Annotated in this window: 19 protein-coding genes and 1 pseudogene; 8 read left to right on the top strand and 12 right to left on the bottom strand. The window is 72.8% G+C overall.

Annotation, left to right across the window (positions count from 1 at the left end; all coding sequences use genetic code 11):
* Nucleotides 1-13 precede the first annotated feature (13 nt).
* Nucleotides 14-1,291, bottom strand: a complete 1,278-nt coding sequence (eno, locus tag ACH4SL_RS05580) for a phosphopyruvate hydratase (protein WP_398442116.1) — start codon at nucleotides 1,289-1,291, stop codon at nucleotides 14-16.
* A gap of 168 nt (nucleotides 1,292-1,459) precedes the next feature.
* On the opposite strand from eno, the gene ACH4SL_RS05575 reads away from it, so the two are divergent.
* The 4 genes from ACH4SL_RS05575 to ACH4SL_RS05560 all read left to right on the top strand — a co-directional run bounded on the left by ACH4SL_RS05575 (nucleotide 1,460) and on the right by ACH4SL_RS05560 (nucleotide 4,303).
* Complete coding sequence (locus tag ACH4SL_RS05575) at nucleotides 1,460-1,903, top strand: MarR family winged helix-turn-helix transcriptional regulator (RefSeq protein WP_398442115.1); 444 nt, start codon at nucleotides 1,460-1,462, stop codon at nucleotides 1,901-1,903.
* A 43-nt stretch (nucleotides 1,904-1,946) separates the two neighbouring features.
* The gene (locus ACH4SL_RS05570; protein ID WP_398442114.1) at nucleotides 1,947-2,819 is read left to right on the top strand and encodes an MBL fold metallo-hydrolase; all 873 of its coding nucleotides are present in this window, start codon (nucleotides 1,947-1,949) and stop codon (nucleotides 2,817-2,819) included.
* A gap of 285 nt (nucleotides 2,820-3,104) precedes the next feature.
* On the top strand, nucleotides 3,105-3,719 hold the full coding sequence (locus ACH4SL_RS05565; RefSeq protein ID WP_398442113.1) for a class I SAM-dependent methyltransferase: 615 nt from the start codon (nucleotides 3,105-3,107) through the stop codon (nucleotides 3,717-3,719).
* Between the two features lie 98 nt (nucleotides 3,720-3,817).
* Nucleotides 3,818-4,303 (top strand): hypothetical protein, encoded by a 486-nt coding sequence (locus tag ACH4SL_RS05560; RefSeq protein ID WP_398442112.1) that lies wholly within the window; start codon nucleotides 3,818-3,820, stop codon nucleotides 4,301-4,303.
* Here the strand turns inward: ACH4SL_RS05560 and ACH4SL_RS05555 are convergent.
* From ACH4SL_RS05555 to ACH4SL_RS05545, 3 genes are read right to left on the bottom strand one after another with little or no spacing between them, the layout of a single operon-like run.
* Nucleotides 4,295-4,459 carry a transposase family protein gene (locus ACH4SL_RS05555; RefSeq protein WP_398442111.1) on the bottom strand — a complete coding sequence of 55 codons (165 nt, stop codon included), beginning with the start codon at nucleotides 4,457-4,459 and terminating at the stop codon, nucleotides 4,295-4,297. The genes ACH4SL_RS05560 and ACH4SL_RS05555 overlap by 9 nt on opposite strands.
* Nucleotides 4,460-4,505: 46 nt before the next feature.
* A complete protein-coding gene (locus ACH4SL_RS05550; RefSeq protein ID WP_398442110.1) occupies nucleotides 4,506-4,961 on the bottom strand; it encodes a VOC family protein in 456 nt (151 codons plus the stop codon).
* Between the two features lie 47 nt (nucleotides 4,962-5,008).
* Nucleotides 5,009-5,401: a hypothetical protein gene (locus tag ACH4SL_RS05545; protein ID WP_398442109.1), complete on the bottom strand. Its 393-nt coding sequence runs from the start codon at nucleotides 5,399-5,401 to the stop codon at nucleotides 5,009-5,011.
* 206 nt (nucleotides 5,402-5,607) lie between these two features.
* On the opposite strand from ACH4SL_RS05545, the gene ACH4SL_RS05540 reads away from it, so the two are divergent.
* Together ACH4SL_RS05540 and ACH4SL_RS05535 are read left to right on the top strand one after the other, a co-directional pair.
* Nucleotides 5,608-6,012: an NUDIX domain-containing protein gene (locus tag ACH4SL_RS05540; protein ID WP_398442108.1), complete on the top strand. Its 405-nt coding sequence runs from the start codon at nucleotides 5,608-5,610 to the stop codon at nucleotides 6,010-6,012.
* A gap of 3 nt (nucleotides 6,013-6,015) precedes the next feature.
* Nucleotides 6,016-7,164, top strand: a complete 1,149-nt coding sequence (locus ACH4SL_RS05535) for a helix-turn-helix domain-containing protein (RefSeq protein ID WP_398442107.1) — start codon at nucleotides 6,016-6,018, stop codon at nucleotides 7,162-7,164.
* Nucleotides 7,165-7,209: 45 nt separating this feature from the next.
* Here the strand turns inward: ACH4SL_RS05535 and ACH4SL_RS05530 are convergent, their stop codons facing one another.
* Genes ACH4SL_RS05530 through ACH4SL_RS05520 form a run of 3 tightly spaced genes read right to left on the bottom strand, consistent with a single transcriptional unit; the run spans nucleotide 7,210 to nucleotide 8,509 of the window.
* Complete coding sequence (locus ACH4SL_RS05530; protein WP_398442106.1) at nucleotides 7,210-7,431, bottom strand: DUF397 domain-containing protein; 222 nt, start codon at nucleotides 7,429-7,431, stop codon at nucleotides 7,210-7,212.
* A gap of 33 nt (nucleotides 7,432-7,464) precedes the next feature.
* Nucleotides 7,465-7,680 carry a DUF397 domain-containing protein gene (locus tag ACH4SL_RS05525; protein ID WP_398442105.1) on the bottom strand — a complete coding sequence of 72 codons (216 nt, stop codon included), beginning with the start codon at nucleotides 7,678-7,680 and terminating at the stop codon, nucleotides 7,465-7,467.
* Nucleotides 7,637-8,509 (bottom strand): helix-turn-helix domain-containing protein, encoded by an 873-nt coding sequence (locus tag ACH4SL_RS05520; protein WP_398442104.1) that lies wholly within the window; start codon nucleotides 8,507-8,509, stop codon nucleotides 7,637-7,639. Before ACH4SL_RS05520 ends, ACH4SL_RS05525 begins: the two co-directional genes overlap by 44 nt.
* A gap of 127 nt (nucleotides 8,510-8,636) precedes the next feature.
* On the opposite strand from ACH4SL_RS05520, the gene ACH4SL_RS05515 reads away from it, so the two are divergent.
* On the top strand, nucleotides 8,637-9,068 hold the full coding sequence (locus tag ACH4SL_RS05515; protein ID WP_398442103.1) for an ATP-binding protein: 432 nt from the start codon (nucleotides 8,637-8,639) through the stop codon (nucleotides 9,066-9,068).
* 2 nt (nucleotides 9,069-9,070) lie between these two features.
* Here the strand turns inward: ACH4SL_RS05515 and ACH4SL_RS05510 are convergent, their stop codons facing one another.
* From ACH4SL_RS05510 to def, 5 genes are all read right to left on the bottom strand, one after another.
* A complete protein-coding gene (locus ACH4SL_RS05510; protein ID WP_398442102.1) occupies nucleotides 9,071-9,790 on the bottom strand; it encodes an anti-sigma factor domain-containing protein in 720 nt (239 codons plus the stop codon).
* The gene (gene sigK, locus ACH4SL_RS05505) at nucleotides 9,787-10,383 is read right to left on the bottom strand and encodes an ECF RNA polymerase sigma factor SigK (protein WP_398442101.1); all 597 of its coding nucleotides are present in this window, start codon (nucleotides 10,381-10,383) and stop codon (nucleotides 9,787-9,789) included. The genes ACH4SL_RS05510 and sigK overlap by 4 nt, the downstream gene beginning before the upstream one ends.
* A gap of 73 nt (nucleotides 10,384-10,456) precedes the next feature.
* Nucleotides 10,457-11,104, bottom strand: coding sequence for a fasciclin domain-containing protein (locus ACH4SL_RS05500; RefSeq protein ID WP_398442100.1), 648 nt, complete (start codon nucleotides 11,102-11,104; stop codon nucleotides 10,457-10,459).
* A 143-nt stretch (nucleotides 11,105-11,247) separates the two neighbouring features.
* Entirely contained in the window at nucleotides 11,248-12,975 is a 1,728-nt protein-coding gene (locus ACH4SL_RS05495) for a molybdopterin-dependent oxidoreductase (protein ID WP_398442099.1), read from the bottom strand.
* Nucleotides 12,976-13,047: 72 nt separating this feature from the next.
* Complete coding sequence (gene def, locus ACH4SL_RS05490) at nucleotides 13,048-13,704, bottom strand: peptide deformylase (RefSeq protein ID WP_398442098.1); 657 nt, start codon at nucleotides 13,702-13,704, stop codon at nucleotides 13,048-13,050.
* A gap of 69 nt (nucleotides 13,705-13,773) precedes the next feature.
* Between def and ACH4SL_RS05485 the strand changes: the two are divergent.
* Nucleotides 13,774-13,968 (top strand): annotated as a pseudogene (locus ACH4SL_RS05485) (helix-turn-helix domain-containing protein); the annotation flags it as partial.
* Nucleotides 13,969-14,098: the final 130 nt, after the last annotated feature.

The following is a 14,098-nucleotide window of genomic DNA, read 5'->3' as shown; positions in this document are numbered from 1 at the left end:
ATCACCGTCCGCGCTACGCCGCCGGGTGTCCGTACCGCGCGGACTCGCCCAGCTCCTCCTCGATCCGGATGAGCTGGTTGTACTTGGCCGTACGGTCGGAGCGGGACAGCGAGCCGGTCTTGATCTGGCCGCAGCCCGTGGCGACGGCGAGGTCCGCGATCGTCGTGTCCTCCGTCTCGCCGGAGCGGTGGGACATCACCACGTTCCATCCGGCGCGGCGGGCAGCCGCCACCGTGCCGAGTGCCTCGGTCAGGGTGCCGATCTGGTTGACCTTGACCAGGACGGCGTTGCCCACCCCGGTGCGGATGCCCTCGCGCACCAGCGCCTCGTCGGTGCAGAAGACGTCGTCACCGGTGAGCTGGCAGCGGGCGCCGACCCGGGCGGTCAGCTCGCGCCAGCCGTCGTGGTCGTCCTCGGCCATCGGGTCCTCGACGGAGACGACCGGGTAGGCGTCGATGAGCCCGGCGAGGTAGTCGACCTGCTCGGCGGTCGTCCGCCGCACGCCCTCGCCCGTGTACGCGTACACGCCGTCCCGGTAGAACTCCGACGACGCCGGGTCCATGACCAGGCCGATGTCCGTGCCCGGCCGGTATCCGGTCCGCTCGATCGCGGCCATGACGAAGTCGAGCGCCTCCTCGGCCGTGCGCAGCGCGGGCGCGAAGCCGCCCTCGTCGCCGACGCCGGTGGAGTGGCCCGCGGCCAGCAGGTCGCGGCGCAGGGTGTGGAAGACCTCGGAGCCCATCCGGACGGCCTCGGCGAAGGTGGGCGCGCCGAGCGGGTAGATCATGAACTCCTGGAAGTCGAGCGGATTGTCGGCGTGGGCGCCGCCGTTGACGATGTTCATCATCGGCACGGGCAGGACGCGGGCGTCGGCGCCGCCGATGTAGCGGTAGAGCGGCTGCCGGTGCGAGGCCGCGGCGGCCTTGGCCGCCGCGAGCGAGACGCCGAGCAGGGCGTTGGCGCCGAGCCGCGCCTTCGCGGGCGTGCCGTCGAGCGCGACGAGCGCGGCGTCCAGGCCCGCCTGGTCGCGGGCGTCGCGCCCGGTCACGGCGTCGGCGATCTCGCCCTTCACATGGGCCACGGCCCGGTCCACGCCCTTGCCGTGCCAGCGCTCCGGGTCGCCGTCGCGCAGTTCGACCGCCTCGCGGGCGCCGGTGGAGGCGCCGGAGGGGACGGCGGCGCGGCCGAGGGAGCCGTCGGCGAGGACGACGTCGACCTCGACGGTCGGGTTGCCGCGACTGTCGAGGACGGCGCGGGCGGTGAGGCTGCTGATGGTGGTCGATGCGGGCATGGGAGGTCCTTCCCTTCGTCGCCTGCCGGGCCCGGCTGCGACGGCGCTGGCGCGCGGCCCGACACGTCGAACTCTACAGCATTGCTGCGCAGTGTCGCTGTTCAGTTCTGCTGTACAGCATGGCTGCACAGAGCGGCTGTACAGTTGCGTTACGGGTTAAAGTGCCCTATGCCGACCCCGGATGCCGCCACCGTCGCGGCCGAACTGCGTACCGCGATGGGCAAGCTCACCCGGCGGGTGAAGGGCGAGGACGTCATCCCGCTCGGCCAGATCGCCGTGCTCGGCGCCCTCGACCGGGACGGCGCGATGACCACGAGCGACCTCGCGGCCGACCAGCGCGTGCGGCCCCAGTCGATGGCCCGCGCGGTGGGCCTCCTCCTCGACCAGGACCTCGTGACGCGCCGCGCCCACCCCACGGACGGCCGCAAGTCGCTCGTGGAGCTGTCTCCCGCGGGGCGCGCCGCGCTGGAGGCCGAGCGCGGCCGCCGGGCGGGGTGGCTGGCGCTCGCGATCGAGTCCGAGCTGACGGAGGAGGAACGGGCGCTGCTCGCGCGGAGCGCGGCGCTCATGGAGCGGTTGGCTGCGCGCCGGGGCGCGTCCGGGGGCTCCTGACGCGGGGGCCGCGCCCGTCAGGACGACATGCTCAGGAGGAACCATGGCCGCAAGCACGCATCCCGTCGACTTCGCCGACCCGACACCACGGGCGGGCGCGCTGGACGTCCGCTGGATCCACGGCTCACCGTCGGCCAAGCACAACACCGACCCGGACATCCAGGTCCACGAGTACGACGAGCACACGGTCGTCCTGCGGCAGAACAAGGCGGTCCACTACGAAGCGCCGTTCCTCTTCCTGCTGTTCGGCAACGCGCGGGCGGTCCTGATCGACACCGGGGCGACGGCGTCCGCCGAGTTCTTCCCGCTGCGCGAGGTGGTCGACCGGCTCGTCGACGGATGGCTCGCCCGGCATCCGCGCGACGGCTACGAGCTGCTGGTGCTGCACACCCACGCGCACGGCGACCATGTCGCGGGTGACGGCCAGTTCGCCGGGCGCCCCGGCACGCGGGTGGTCGGGGCCGACCTCCCCACGGCCTGGGGGTACTTCGGGTTCGACCAGGACCCGGCGGCCGTGGCGCGGGTCGATCTGGGCGGCCGCGTGCTGGAGTGCCTGGCCACGCCGGGGCACCACGAGGCGGCGGTCACGTACTACGACCCGTGGACCGGCTTCCTGCTCACCGGCGACACGGTGTATCCGGGGCGGCTGTACGTCCAGGACTGGCCCGCGTTCGTCCGGACGATCGACCGGCTGATCGAGTTCGCCGGACAGCGACCGGTCACGCATGTGCTGGGGTGCCACATCGAGATGACCCGCGAGCCGGGCGTGGACTACCCGATCCGTACGACGTACCAGCCGGAGGAGCCTCCGCTGGAGATGACGGTCGCTCACCTGCGGGAGATCCGGGCGGCGCTCGCGGAGGCGGGGGCGGAGCCCCGGCGGGTGGTTGGGGAGCGCTTCATCGTCTGGCCGTGACGCTCCGGGATGGCTTGTTGCGGTTCGTCGCGCGACCTTCTGCGAGTGGGTGGTTGCTCGCGCAGTTCCTCGCGCCCCCGGTGTCACCCGGCGGGGCATCGCGCGGCCCGTGCGGGGTGGGGTCGGGGGCCGCCACGGGGCACCTCCTCGGAATGCGCGTTCGACCTCATACGTAGGCGGTGAGGTACGGGGAAGCGCATTCCTGCGGGGGCACCCCGCACCGACCCCCTCCCAGGTGTCGTCGGCGGCTGTCCCGCCGGTGGGGGTGCTCTCTACGATGGTCCGATGCCCCGGCCCGACGCGGAACCGTACTGGAACACGAACGTCGCACGGCACGCGGGCATCCTCCGGGCTGTTCCGGAAGGGTGCGGCGATGCCCTGGACGTCGGATGCGGGGACGGGCTGCTGGCGCGGAAGCTCGCCGGGCGGGCGAGGCGGGTCACCGGGATCGACACGTCACGGGACATGATCGCCCGCGCCCGCGAGGCCGCTTCGGGCGACCCGCGGCTCACGTTCGTCGAGGCCGATTTCCTCACCGCCGAACTCCCCCACGAAGCGTACGACTTCGTCTGCTCGGTGACCGCGATCCATCACATGGACTTCGAGCCCGCGCTCGTCCGCATGCGTGAGGTGCTGCGCCCCGGCGGCACGCTGGTAGTGGTGGGCCTCGCACGCGAGGAGAGCGTGACGGAGTGGGCGGCGCTGATCGCAGCCGCCCCGATCGTGCGGATCACGAAGGTGCTGCGCCGCGCCGGCGGCCCGCAGGGTATGCCGGTCGCCGGCCCGCGGATGAGCTACGGAGAGGTGCGAGCCGCCGCCCGCCGACTGCTGCCCGGCCTGCGCTACCGCCACCACGTGCTCCGCCGGTATTCGCTGACCTGGCAGAAACCCGCCCCCTGAGGCGCCCCGCCGGTTCCCGCCTGGAATGCCCCACGCAGCCTGGGCCCCGACGCCGCTCGGACGGCGGGTCCAGATACCGCCGCGGCAGGGATACTGCTGTGGTGCTGTTGACGTGGATCGCTGAGGTGGCGGACGAGCCCCTGGTTCTGGAGCCGAGTGACCGGCGGGTGGAGTGTGAGACCAACACCTGGTCGCTGAGTTCGGAGGATGAAGACAGGCGGTCGTTGTCCGTCTCGGAAGTGGTGGCTGCCTTCGAGCGCACAGCTTCTGCTATCCGGGGACGTGTTCAGGCGCTCGGCTTTTCCGGGGTGGCGACGTTCTACGTGTGGCACGACATGCAGGCCGGTCTGCTTCGGTGCTCGACCGCCTCCGTGTCTCCGGATGCGTTGCCGTTCAGCGGTGCCTTTGTCCCATCCGCGGATCTCGGACCGATCGTTGAGGGGTTCCTGGCCGACAGCGAACCGGGTTTCGTCGCCTGGTCCGAGCTGGACGACGTGCGGAACGATTCCGAGCAGAGCGAGGCCGGGCCGGAATTCGTGCCCTTCAGCGTCTGGGTCAGCAGCGTCGGAGTCACCTCACGCTGAGTCGTTCTGGCCCTCGACACGGCCGAGCCGCCCGGACGACTTGATGCCCTGACGGATCTCACCGACCGCTGGGTGGGTGACGGTCGAGCGGTCCACCCCGAACCAGCGGGCTCGCGCGTCGTGGGTCACTCCGTGTCGTAGGCGGACCAGCGTCACCAGCCAATGTCCCCGCGCGGTCCCCCTCCCGCAGTCGCGACGGCCCTCAGACGACGTCGAATTCGTTGCCCTCAGGATCCTGCAGGGCGGTGGCGTAGAAGCCGGTGTCCGGTTCGTCCTTGATGCTGAGGACGGTGGCACCGGCGGCAACGAGCCGTTCCACCGTGGCCTTGACGCGCTGCGTGCGGACGTCGAGCGGGACGTCACGGCCGCCGCCGACCTTGAGGTCGAGGTGCCACCGGTTCTTGCCGGCCTTCTGCTCCGGGACGTGCTGGAACCACACCCTCGGGCCGTGTCCGGCGGGGTCGATGATCGACTCCGGCACGTCCCCGGCCCCGGGCGGCAGTTCCTCGGGGGGCACCCCCACCGATTCCCAGTAGGCACGCCACGTGGCGTGCCCGTCCGGCGGGGGCTCGGGCACATAGCCCAGGGCCTCCGCCCAGAAGGCCACCATCCGCTGCGGGTCGGAGCAGTCGATCGTCAGCTGCACTGTCATCTCCATGCCCGGAGCATCCCAGGCAGGTCTGACAGCCGGTCCCTGTCGGGCGTTCAGCGGCCGCCGGGCTCGGACAGGTACCCGGAGACGACCGCGACCCCGGCGCGCAACTGCTCGGCCTGGGCGGGCTGCCCCGCCCGGTCGTACGCCTCGGCCGCGGCCTCGCGCTCGGCCAGTTCCGCCCGGACGATCCGCTCGACGTCCGCGTCGGTCAGCTCCCGCCGCGCCACCTCGGCCGCTCCTGCGCCCACGGGCGTCTGCTCGATCGCCAGGCTGACGCCCGGCGCGTCGGGCAGCTCAACGGCCTCGGCGTTCTCGATCGCCGCGAGGGTGGAGCGAAGCAGAGCCAGCGTCGCCTTGTCCCGGGCCCGCATGGCGGCGGGCAGCGCCGCCCTGAGCCGCTGCTGAAGCGCCCCGGGGGCGGCGGGAAGGTTCTCGTTCGTCATGCCCGGTACGTTACGGGCCCTCCGGCCCGGATCCGGCCGGTGCTGTTCACATTCGGCGGTCGAGAGGATCGCCTCCGGGCGAGCTCGGGTCGAGCGGAGACGTTTCGAGTACCCGCCGGGCGGCGTCCAGGGCTACGTTCGACGGGCCCGTGCCCGCCCCGTGCACCGCGGAAGAAGAGATGACCGGACAGTCTGAACAGCCTTACGTGCCTGCGACCTTCCCGATCTCGATCAAGGGCGTTGTCCTCGACCCGCAGGGCCGGGTGCTTCTACTGAAGAACGAACGGGCGGAGTGGGAGCTGCCCGGCGGGAAGCTGGAGGGATCGGAGACCCCCGAGCAGCGGGTCGAGACCGAGATCCGCGAGGAGAGCGGCTGGACGGCAAGCGCGGGACAGCTGCTCGACGTGTGGCTGTACGAGCCGATCCCCGGCCGCCAGGTGTTCATCGTCACCTACGGCTGTACCGCAACGGATGCCCGGCGACCGCCGGTCGTCAGCCACGAGCACAGGGAAGCAGGGCTGTTCCACCGCCACGAAGTCCCCGGCCTGGTCATGCCGCAGGGCTACAAGGATTCCGTCGCCCGCTGGTACGAACTGCAGGACCGGGCCTGACCGGTGGGCCGACCGAACGCCCACGGCGGCATCCGCTGGCACTGGACGACCCCCCGGGCCCAGGACATCCTGCGCCGCCGCAGCCTGCCCGAGATCCTTGTCTTCCACCGGCAGCTGAACCAGCTGCCGCAGGAAGAACTCGGTGCCCTCCTGGGGTACTCCACCTCGTACATCTCCAGGGTGGAGACCGGGAGCCGAACCATCACCGACGTCGGAGCGCTGCGGCACATCGCCGAGCGCCTGGGCCTGCCACCCCACGTCTTCGGCATCACCGACGACGCCGACGGAGACCACCGCGCCATGATCCAGTTCGGAGAGAGCGTCCTGCGGCTGGCCGACATCGCCCGTCAGGCCGGTCACGCTGCCGCGGCCGTCGACGAACTCTGGCCCCTCGTCGCCCGCCTGGAAGCCAGGGCCACCGACGGCCGAACGGACGCCGACCTCCTGCGACTGCTCGCCCGCGCCCGTGTCGGCCTCGGCGTCGCCCTCGGCCATGTCCTGCCCGAAGAACACCTCGCCACCGCGGCCCGCTGGACGGGGAAGGGCGTGGCCATCGCCCGCCGCCTCGACGACCGCCCCCTGTACGCCCACGCCCTGCGCCACCACGGCAACGAACTGCGCAAGGCCGGTCTGCACCACGCCGCCCTCGATCGGCTCGGCCGCGCCCGCGGGCTCTCCCGCACCGAGGACGACCGCGCGGCGGCCGTCATCTTGCTGGCCCGGGCCGCAGGGACCGCCAGCGCCTCGAAGGCGTTCGACGACGCCATGGCGGAAAGCCGGAGCCTGCTCGATTCTGTCGGCGTCACCCCGCTGTTCTCCGAGTTCACCCTCCACGAGGTACACCTGCGTGGCCTGGCCACCACAGGTCGAACCCAGCAGGCCGTGGATCTGCTGGAACACTCCCCCGCACCGGGACTGCAGGCCAGCCCCCAGTGGCGCATCATCTCGGCGATCACCGCCGGCGAAGTCCTCCTGCGCCGCGGTGATCGTGACGCAGCAGGCGAGCAGATGCGTTCCGCTCTGCAGGGCGCCGAACTGCACCGCCTGCCCCACCAGGTCCAGCGAGTGATCCGCGCGAGCGGTTTCCTGCCGGACGTCCGCGAGCGGGCACAGAACACGCTGGCGCGCCTGCAGGCGGACATAGCGGCCTGAGCACGGGCGCCGGTTCGCACTTCGCGCGGCGCCACGGTGGATAGCTCAGGCCCCGAAGCGGCCCGCCTTCACGTCGGCGACGAAGCCCAACCAGGCCTCTGCCGGGAAGAGCAGCGCCGGACCCTGCGGGTCCTTGCTGTCCCGGACAGGGACGACGCCCGGGACGCCGTCCGCGACCTCGACGCAGTTGCCGCCTTCGGCGTCGCTGTAGGTGGACTTGCGCCAGCCCGGCAGGGTGGACGCGTCAACGAGGTGCGGTGTGGGCATCGCGGTCGCCCTCTCCTTCACGGGATGGATAGTTCAGGCCTCGAAGCGGCCGGCCTTCACCTCGGCGATGAACCCTGCCCACGCCTCCGCCAGGAAGGCCAGCGCCGGACCCTGCGGGTCCTTGCTGTCCCGGACGGGGACGATGCCGGACGCGCAGTCCGCGACCTCGATGCAGTCGCCGCCCTCGGCGCCGCTGTAGCTGGACTTACGCCATTGGACGCTCCGCACGTGCAGCTGCTTGTCGTTCATAGTCCTCGGCCACTTCCTCGAGCAGGGTCAGCGACTGCTCTGCTGACAACGCGTCTCCAAGGGCAAGGCTGAACGACTCCTGACACGCGTCAACCTTCGCTGGCTCGTCCAGAACATGCCCTACGTTCAGGCCCTCAACGTATGCCAGCGGTGGTGCGTCGGCAAAGCGCAAGATCAGCACCGAGCTCTCCATCAGGGCATGTGCACCCACCGAGAACGGGAGGATATGGAAGCGGATGCATCCTCGCCGTACCAGCGCTGCGATGTGGCGCAGTTGCGCTGCCATGGCGGCGGGGCCGCCCACCGGCCGTCGGATCGCGTGTTCGTCCACGAGGAACCACGCGACCGGACCGTCAGAGTCGTCGAGAATGCGAGCACGTTCCAGGCGTGCGGCGACAAGCGGCTCCACCTCGTTGTCCACCGGGTTCACCCGACCCGCGCGAATCACCGCCGTTGCGTACTTCCTCGTCTGGAGCAGCCCCGGGATCAACGACGCAGTGTAGGACTGGATGACCGTGGCGAACGGCTCCAGCTCGCGCACCGTCGCGAACTTCTCGGCAATCCCGGGGACGTCCATGTTCTTGCGCAGCCGGAAGAACCAGCCGTCAGTGCCCAGCACTTGGTCAAGGCGCTGCGCGTCCTCCAGGCGTGGCTTGCGGCGGCCCGCCTCGAAGTGGGCGATCATCTGCGGCGACATCACGATCATCTCGCCCAGCTCGGCCTGCGTCAGGCCCTTCGCTTCTCTGCGGCGGCGGATCTCCCGGCCCAGGAACTCCGCCGGGGTGAGCGGCCTGTCGCTGGCGTTGTCGCGGTCCGTTTCCTGGCTCATGCGGAACTCCCGTCCCTCCATTGCCCAATGGAGAGGGCAACCCTCTGTCAAGACTATCCCCGGCCACGTCACGCTGTAAGCGGAACAGCACAGAACGTGCCTGCAATCTTCGCAGAGGACTACGCATATGGAACCGTCGTACGAAGACGACAACCACAGCCCCGACGAGCCCGAGCGGCAGCTCGTCGTCATCCGGTGGCCGATGAGCGCGCGGGCGGTCGGGCGGGCTCGGCGGGAGTTGCGGGACGCGCTGTGCGCGTGGGAGTTGCAGGAGCTGACGGACACCGCGGAGCTCGTGCTCAGTGAGCTGATGACGAATGCGGTGCGGCATGCGCGGACGCCGCGGGGGCGGCTGGTCGAGACGCGGTACGAGCGGACGGAGAAGGGCGTGCGGATCGAGGTGCACGACGCCAGTTGCCGGATTCCGCTGACGCAGCGGGCCGCGGAGGAGGACGAGGCGGGGCGCGGGCTCGCGCTCGTGAGTGTGCTCACCGACCAGCGGTGGGGGGTGAGTTCGCGCCACGGGGTCGGCAAGCTCGTGTGGGCGCAGGTGGGGTGACGTCAGAGGGGGAGGACCACCAGGGGCGGGCCGGTGGGGGTGGAGGAGCCCCCGGGGGGCTCCGCGGTGACGCCCACGGCGTCCGCGCCCGTGGGGGTGCCGTCGAGCAGGGCGGCGCCCGCCGGGCGGCCGGGAGGCAGCAGGCCCGCGGGGACCATCGCGCCGTCGCGGCGGTACCAGAGTTCGTACACGTGGGAGTCGGGGAGGGCCGGGAGGCCGTGGAAGAGGACGGCGGAGCGGGCCAGGCGGGGCGACGAGACGACCGTGGCCGTACCGCCGCCGGTGAGCGCGCCGGTGTGGAAGGTCGCGTCCGGCGCCGCGGTCACGGCGCTCAGTTCGGCGGCGCGCTGCTCGGCCCGTACGGCGACGTCGGCACGGTGGCGGGCGTCGATCGCGACGCCGGTCGCCACCGCGGCGACGGCCACGCACGCGGCCAGCGCCAGGTGGGAGATCCGCCAGCGGCGCCGGACGGCCCGGGGGGCCGGGGCGTGCGGGGGGAGCTGGCGGACCTCGGGGAGCGCGGCCATGACGCGCTCCCGCATCCCGGGGGGCGGGACTTCGGCGACGGCCATCGCCAACCGGGCCGCGGTCTCGGTGAGTTCGCGGACCTCCTCGCGGCAGGCGTCGCACACCGCGAGGTGGCGGCGGAAGGCGCGCTCCTCGGGGCCGGAGACGGCGCCGAGCGCGTACGCCCCGGTCAGGGTGTGCAGTTCGGCCGTCACGCGCCCACCCCCAGGCAGTCGCGGAGGCGGATGAGGCCGTCCCGCAGCCGGGTCTTGACCGTGCCGAGTGCCACGCCGAGGACTTCCGCGGTCTGCTGGTAGGTGTAGCCGCGGTAGTAGGCGAGCGTCACCGACTCCTGCTGGAGTGCGGTGAGTTGCCGCAGGCAGCGGCGCACCTGCTCGCGTTCCAGGCGGCGTTCGACGTGTTCGCTGACCTCGTCGAAGGCGGGCGTGTAGTCCCGTACGCCCGCCCTTGCCTCGCGGTCGGCGCCGTCGCGGGCCGAGCGCACCCGGTCGACGGCGCGGCGGTGGGCGAGCGTCATGATCCACGCCATGGCGCTGCCCTTGCGCGCGTCGAACCGCGCCGCGCACCGCCACACCTCGATGAGGGCCTCCTGCGCGACCTCCTCGGACTGCGCCGGGTCCCTGACCACCCGCCGCACCAGGCCCAGGACGGATCCGGCGACGGCCTGGTAGAGGCGCTCGAACGCCTCGCCGTCACCGCGCGCGACACGGTCGAGCAGCGACTCCAGCCTGCCCGGTGGGGACGGCTCGGGGGCCGGTTCGCTCTCGCTGCGCGTCATGGCACGCATGGACACCTCCTGGGATGGCACGGGCTTCAGCGGTCCTCGAGTGCCGGGCGGCACGCGGTTCGGTCCCCGCCGGTCACTGCGGCGGCATCAGCACCGTGTCGATGATCTGCACGGTCGCGTTCGCGGTCTCGACATTGCCGCACACCACGTTGGCCGTGTTGTTCACCTTGTACGACTCGCCCGAGCCGGAGGTCGTCAGCGTGCCCTTCTCCAGGGTGGTGTACGTGCCGTGGGCGAGCCCGTCCGGCGCCTTCACCGTCTGCCCGACCACGTGGTAGGTGAGGATCTTGGTGAGCATCGCCTTGTCGGCGAGCACCTTGTCGAGGGTCGCCTTCGGGAGCTTGGCGAAGGCGTCGTTCGTCGGCGCGAAGACGGTGATGCCCTGCGCGTTGTTCAGGGTGTCGACGAGCCCGGCCTTCTTCACCGCGGTCACGAGTGTGGACAGCGCCGGGTTGTTCGACGCGGCGGTGGCCACCGGGTCCTTGGACATGCCGTCGAAGCTGCCCGCGCCGTTCTTCGGCACGGCCGTGCAGCCGGGCCCGAACGGCTGGTCCATGGTCGCCTCCGAGGTGGCGGCGCTGGTCACGGGCGCGGCGGGCGCGGCGGACGACGAGGAGTCGTCGGCGGCCTTCTTGTCGCTGTCGGAGCACGCGGTCAGCGCGAGGGGCAGGACGGCCGCGGCCGCGAGGGCGACGGTGATGCGGCGGGCGAGGTGGGTCATGGTCGTCTCTCCTGAGGGTGCCGCACGGGATGCCGTGCGGGGGTGCCGTACGCGGATGGCGTACGGGTGTCGGTCGGTGCGCGGCCGGGGCGTTCGTCCGCGGACCGCGGTTGTCGCAAGGGGGCGGGCTGCTGCCGCCGGGGTCAGGTCACGGTGACCACCACCGAATGCCAGCCGGTCGCGCCATTGGGGACGGTCCCGGTACGCCGGGAGGTCTGCGTCGCCCCCGTGCGGTCCGTGGCGCGGACCTCCAGGGTGTGGCCGCCGGGGGGCGCGTCCCACTCCCAGCGCCACTGGCGCCAGGTGTCGACGGTGTCCTCGGCGGCGAGCGTGGCGGTGTGCCAGGCGCCGCCGTCCACGCGCACCTCGACGCGGTCGACGCCGCGGTGCTGCGCCCAGGCCACGCCCGCCACCGGCACCGGCCCGGCGGCGGGGGTGGCGAACGGCTTGGGGGTGTCGATGCGCGACTGGGTCTTGATCGGCGCCCGCCGGGACCAGCCGCGCCGCACCCAGTAAGCGTCGTACGCGTCGAAGGTGGTCAGCTCCAGCTCGTGCAGCCACTTGCACGCGGACGCGTAGCCGTACAGGCCGGGGATCACGACCCGTACCGGGAAGCCGTGGGCGAAGGGCAGCGGGCTGCCGTTCATGCCGAGGGCGAGCATCGCGTCACGGCCGTCGAGCACGGTCTCCACCGGCGAGCCGATGGTCATGCCCTCCACGGAGCGCGCCACGAGCTGGTCGGCGGGGCCGCCCCGGGAGGGGGCCCGTACGCCCGCCTCGCGCAGCAGGTCGGCCAGCCGCACGCCGATCCACCGGGCGTTCCCCGCGTACGGGCCGCCGACCTGGTTGGAGACGCAGGTCAGCGTGATGTCCCGTTCGATCAGCTCGCGGCGCAGCAGGTCGGCGTAGGTGTACTCGACCTCGCGCCGTACGCCCAGGCCGTGCAGGCGCAGCCGCCAGGTGGTGGCGTCGATCCTGGGCACGACGAGGGCGGTGTCGACGCGGTAGAAGCGGTCGGCGGGTGTCAGGAACGGGCTGATGCCGTCGACGGGCAGTGCGGCGCCGCGCGGCACGGCCGCCGCCGGGGACGCGGGACGGGGCAGCACGACGGCCGCACGTGACCGCGCGGCCGCCGCTCCCCGGCGGTCGTTCAGCGCCCGCCCGAGCACCCCGGCACCGGCGGAGGCGGCCGCCGTGGCCGCCGCGGCGACGACGAACCCGCGCCGGTCGAAGGCGGGCGGGGAGGAAGCGGGCGGCTCGGGCGCGGGGCCCTGGGGCTCCCCGTCCTCCCCGCCGGGGGCGGGCTCTCCGGACCGGGCCGCCGACTCCGCCCCCGACTCCGCTTCCGCCACCGGGGCCGACTCCTCCGCATCCACCGCGCGGGAGGCGGCGGGCGCGAGCCGCGCGGACAGCAGCATCAGGACGGCCGCCGCCACGAACGCGGCCGCCAGCGACGGCAGTACGTCCGCGGCCCGGTGGTCCGGGCGGCTCAGGGCGGCGAGGACGCCGACGAGGCCGAAAACCGCCGCCCCCGCCGCCGCGGTCCGGCGCAGGCGCAGGGCGGCCAGGCCGAGGGCCACCGCGAAGAGGGCCAGCAGGGCGACGATGCCGAGCTGGAGCACGAGCTTGTCGTTCGTCCCGAAGTGCCGTACCGCGTAGTCCTTCAGGGACGCCGGGGTGCGGTCGACGACCGCGCCGCCGACCGCGACGACCGGGCTCGACTGCGGCCGCACCGCCGCCGACACCAGCTCGGCCGAGCCCAGCGCGGCCGCTCCCGCCAGCAGCCCGCTCAGACCGCCCAGCACCACGCGCAGCACCCGCTGCCCGCGCCGGGGGGCCTGCCGGCCTCCGCTGTCCGTCCGTTCGCTCACACCTGGTATTCGGAGCCGCGGCGGGCGCGGATTGGTCCATCACCCGGACGAGTGACGGATCCGCGGACCGGGTCAGGGCAGGGGCAGCGGTTTGCCCAGGTCAGCGGCCCGCGCGGCCCTGCGCGCCTGGACCTCGTCCTGCGTCCTGCTCATCTCCCGCAGCACGGACCGGCGTTCGCGGGCCGAGAGGCGGTCGACGTAGAGGCTGCCGGAGAGGTGGTCGGTCTCGTGCTGGAGGCAGCGGGCGAAGTAGCCGCGGCCTTCGATGACGAGGGGGTTGCCGTGCATGTCCTGGCCCCGGACGACGGCGACGTCCGGGCGCGCGAGGGGGCGGTAGGGGCCGGGCACGGACAGGCAGCCCTCGGATTCCTCGACCAACTTGCGCTGCTCGGCGGGGAGTTCGTCGAGAACGGGGTTGGCGATGTGGCCGACGTGGCGCACTCCCCACTCGTCGGCCATGTCCCACACGAACAGCCGCAGGGGCACGCCGACCTGATTCGCGGCGATGGCCGCGCCCTCGGCCACCGCGTTGGTCGCGAACATGTCGTCGACGAGGCGGGCGAGTTCGGCCGAGCCGAAGTCCGTGACGTCGGCGCACGGGCGGTGCAGTACGTCCTCGCCGACGAGGGTGATCCGGCGTACGGCGCCGCGCGCCACCTCGGGCGGCAGGTCGGGGTAGGACGCCACCCGCTCCCCCTGCACCCGCACCTCGCGTACGTCCTCGCTCATCCACGGCCGCCTCTCCGCCGGGCAACTCCCGGGCTTGCCAAGTCATTTGCAAAGTAGCACTCTTTGCAAATGACCGAGGACGAACTCCGGAGGACCGCCCTGCCGAGCCGGGCCCGGCGGGAGTTGCCGGACCACCCGATACGGCTCGCGCTCCTCGACCTGCTCGCCGAGGAGGGCACGGTCACCGCGACGGAGGCGGCCGGGCGGCTGGGCCACAGCTCCGGGCTGTGCTCCTTCCACCTGCGGCAACTGGCCCGGCACGGCCTCGTCGAGGAGGCGCCGCACTCCGGCGGCGGCCGGGGCGGGCCGCGCCCCTGGCGGCTGCGCTGGGAGGATCCGCGCGTCGCCGACGCCGGGGCGGCGGAGCGGGTGCCCGGCGGCCCGGCGCCGTACG

This window comes from Streptomyces sp. NPDC021020 (assembly GCF_044333285.1).
Taxonomy (GTDB): Bacteria; Actinomycetota; Actinomycetes; order Streptomycetales; family Streptomycetaceae; genus Actinacidiphila.
This window is presented reverse-complemented; position numbering and strand designations above follow the sequence as displayed.

Excerpts from the sequence above, each read along its gene's own strand:
- eno (WP_398442116.1), bottom strand. The coding sequence starts at position 1,291 with ATGCCCGCATCGACCACCATCAGCAGCCTCACCGCCCGCGCCGTCCTC.
- ACH4SL_RS05575 (WP_398442115.1), top strand. The coding sequence starts at position 1,460 with ATGCCGACCCCGGATGCCGCCACCGTCGCGGCCGAACTGCGTACCGCG.
- ACH4SL_RS05570 (WP_398442114.1), top strand. The coding sequence starts at position 1,947 with ATGGCCGCAAGCACGCATCCCGTCGACTTCGCCGACCCGACACCACGG.
- ACH4SL_RS05565 (WP_398442113.1), top strand. The coding sequence starts at position 3,105 with ATGCCCCGGCCCGACGCGGAACCGTACTGGAACACGAACGTCGCACGG.
- ACH4SL_RS05550 (WP_398442110.1), bottom strand. The coding sequence starts at position 4,961 with ATGGAGATGACAGTGCAGCTGACGATCGACTGCTCCGACCCGCAGCGG.
- ACH4SL_RS05545 (WP_398442109.1), bottom strand. The coding sequence starts at position 5,401 with ATGACGAACGAGAACCTTCCCGCCGCCCCCGGGGCGCTTCAGCAGCGG.
- ACH4SL_RS05530 (WP_398442106.1), bottom strand. The coding sequence starts at position 7,431 with ATGCCCACACCGCACCTCGTTGACGCGTCCACCCTGCCGGGCTGGCGC.
- ACH4SL_RS05525 (WP_398442105.1), bottom strand. The coding sequence starts at position 7,680 with ATGAACGACAAGCAGCTGCACGTGCGGAGCGTCCAATGGCGTAAGTCC.
- ACH4SL_RS05520 (WP_398442104.1), bottom strand. The coding sequence starts at position 8,509 with ATGAGCCAGGAAACGGACCGCGACAACGCCAGCGACAGGCCGCTCACC.
- ACH4SL_RS05515 (WP_398442103.1), top strand. The coding sequence starts at position 8,637 with ATGGAACCGTCGTACGAAGACGACAACCACAGCCCCGACGAGCCCGAG.
- sigK (WP_398442101.1), bottom strand. The coding sequence starts at position 10,383 with ATGCGTGCCATGACGCGCAGCGAGAGCGAACCGGCCCCCGAGCCGTCC.
- ACH4SL_RS05500 (WP_398442100.1), bottom strand. The coding sequence starts at position 11,104 with ATGACCCACCTCGCCCGCCGCATCACCGTCGCCCTCGCGGCCGCGGCC.
- def (WP_398442098.1), bottom strand. The coding sequence starts at position 13,704 with ATGAGCGAGGACGTACGCGAGGTGCGGGTGCAGGGGGAGCGGGTGGCG.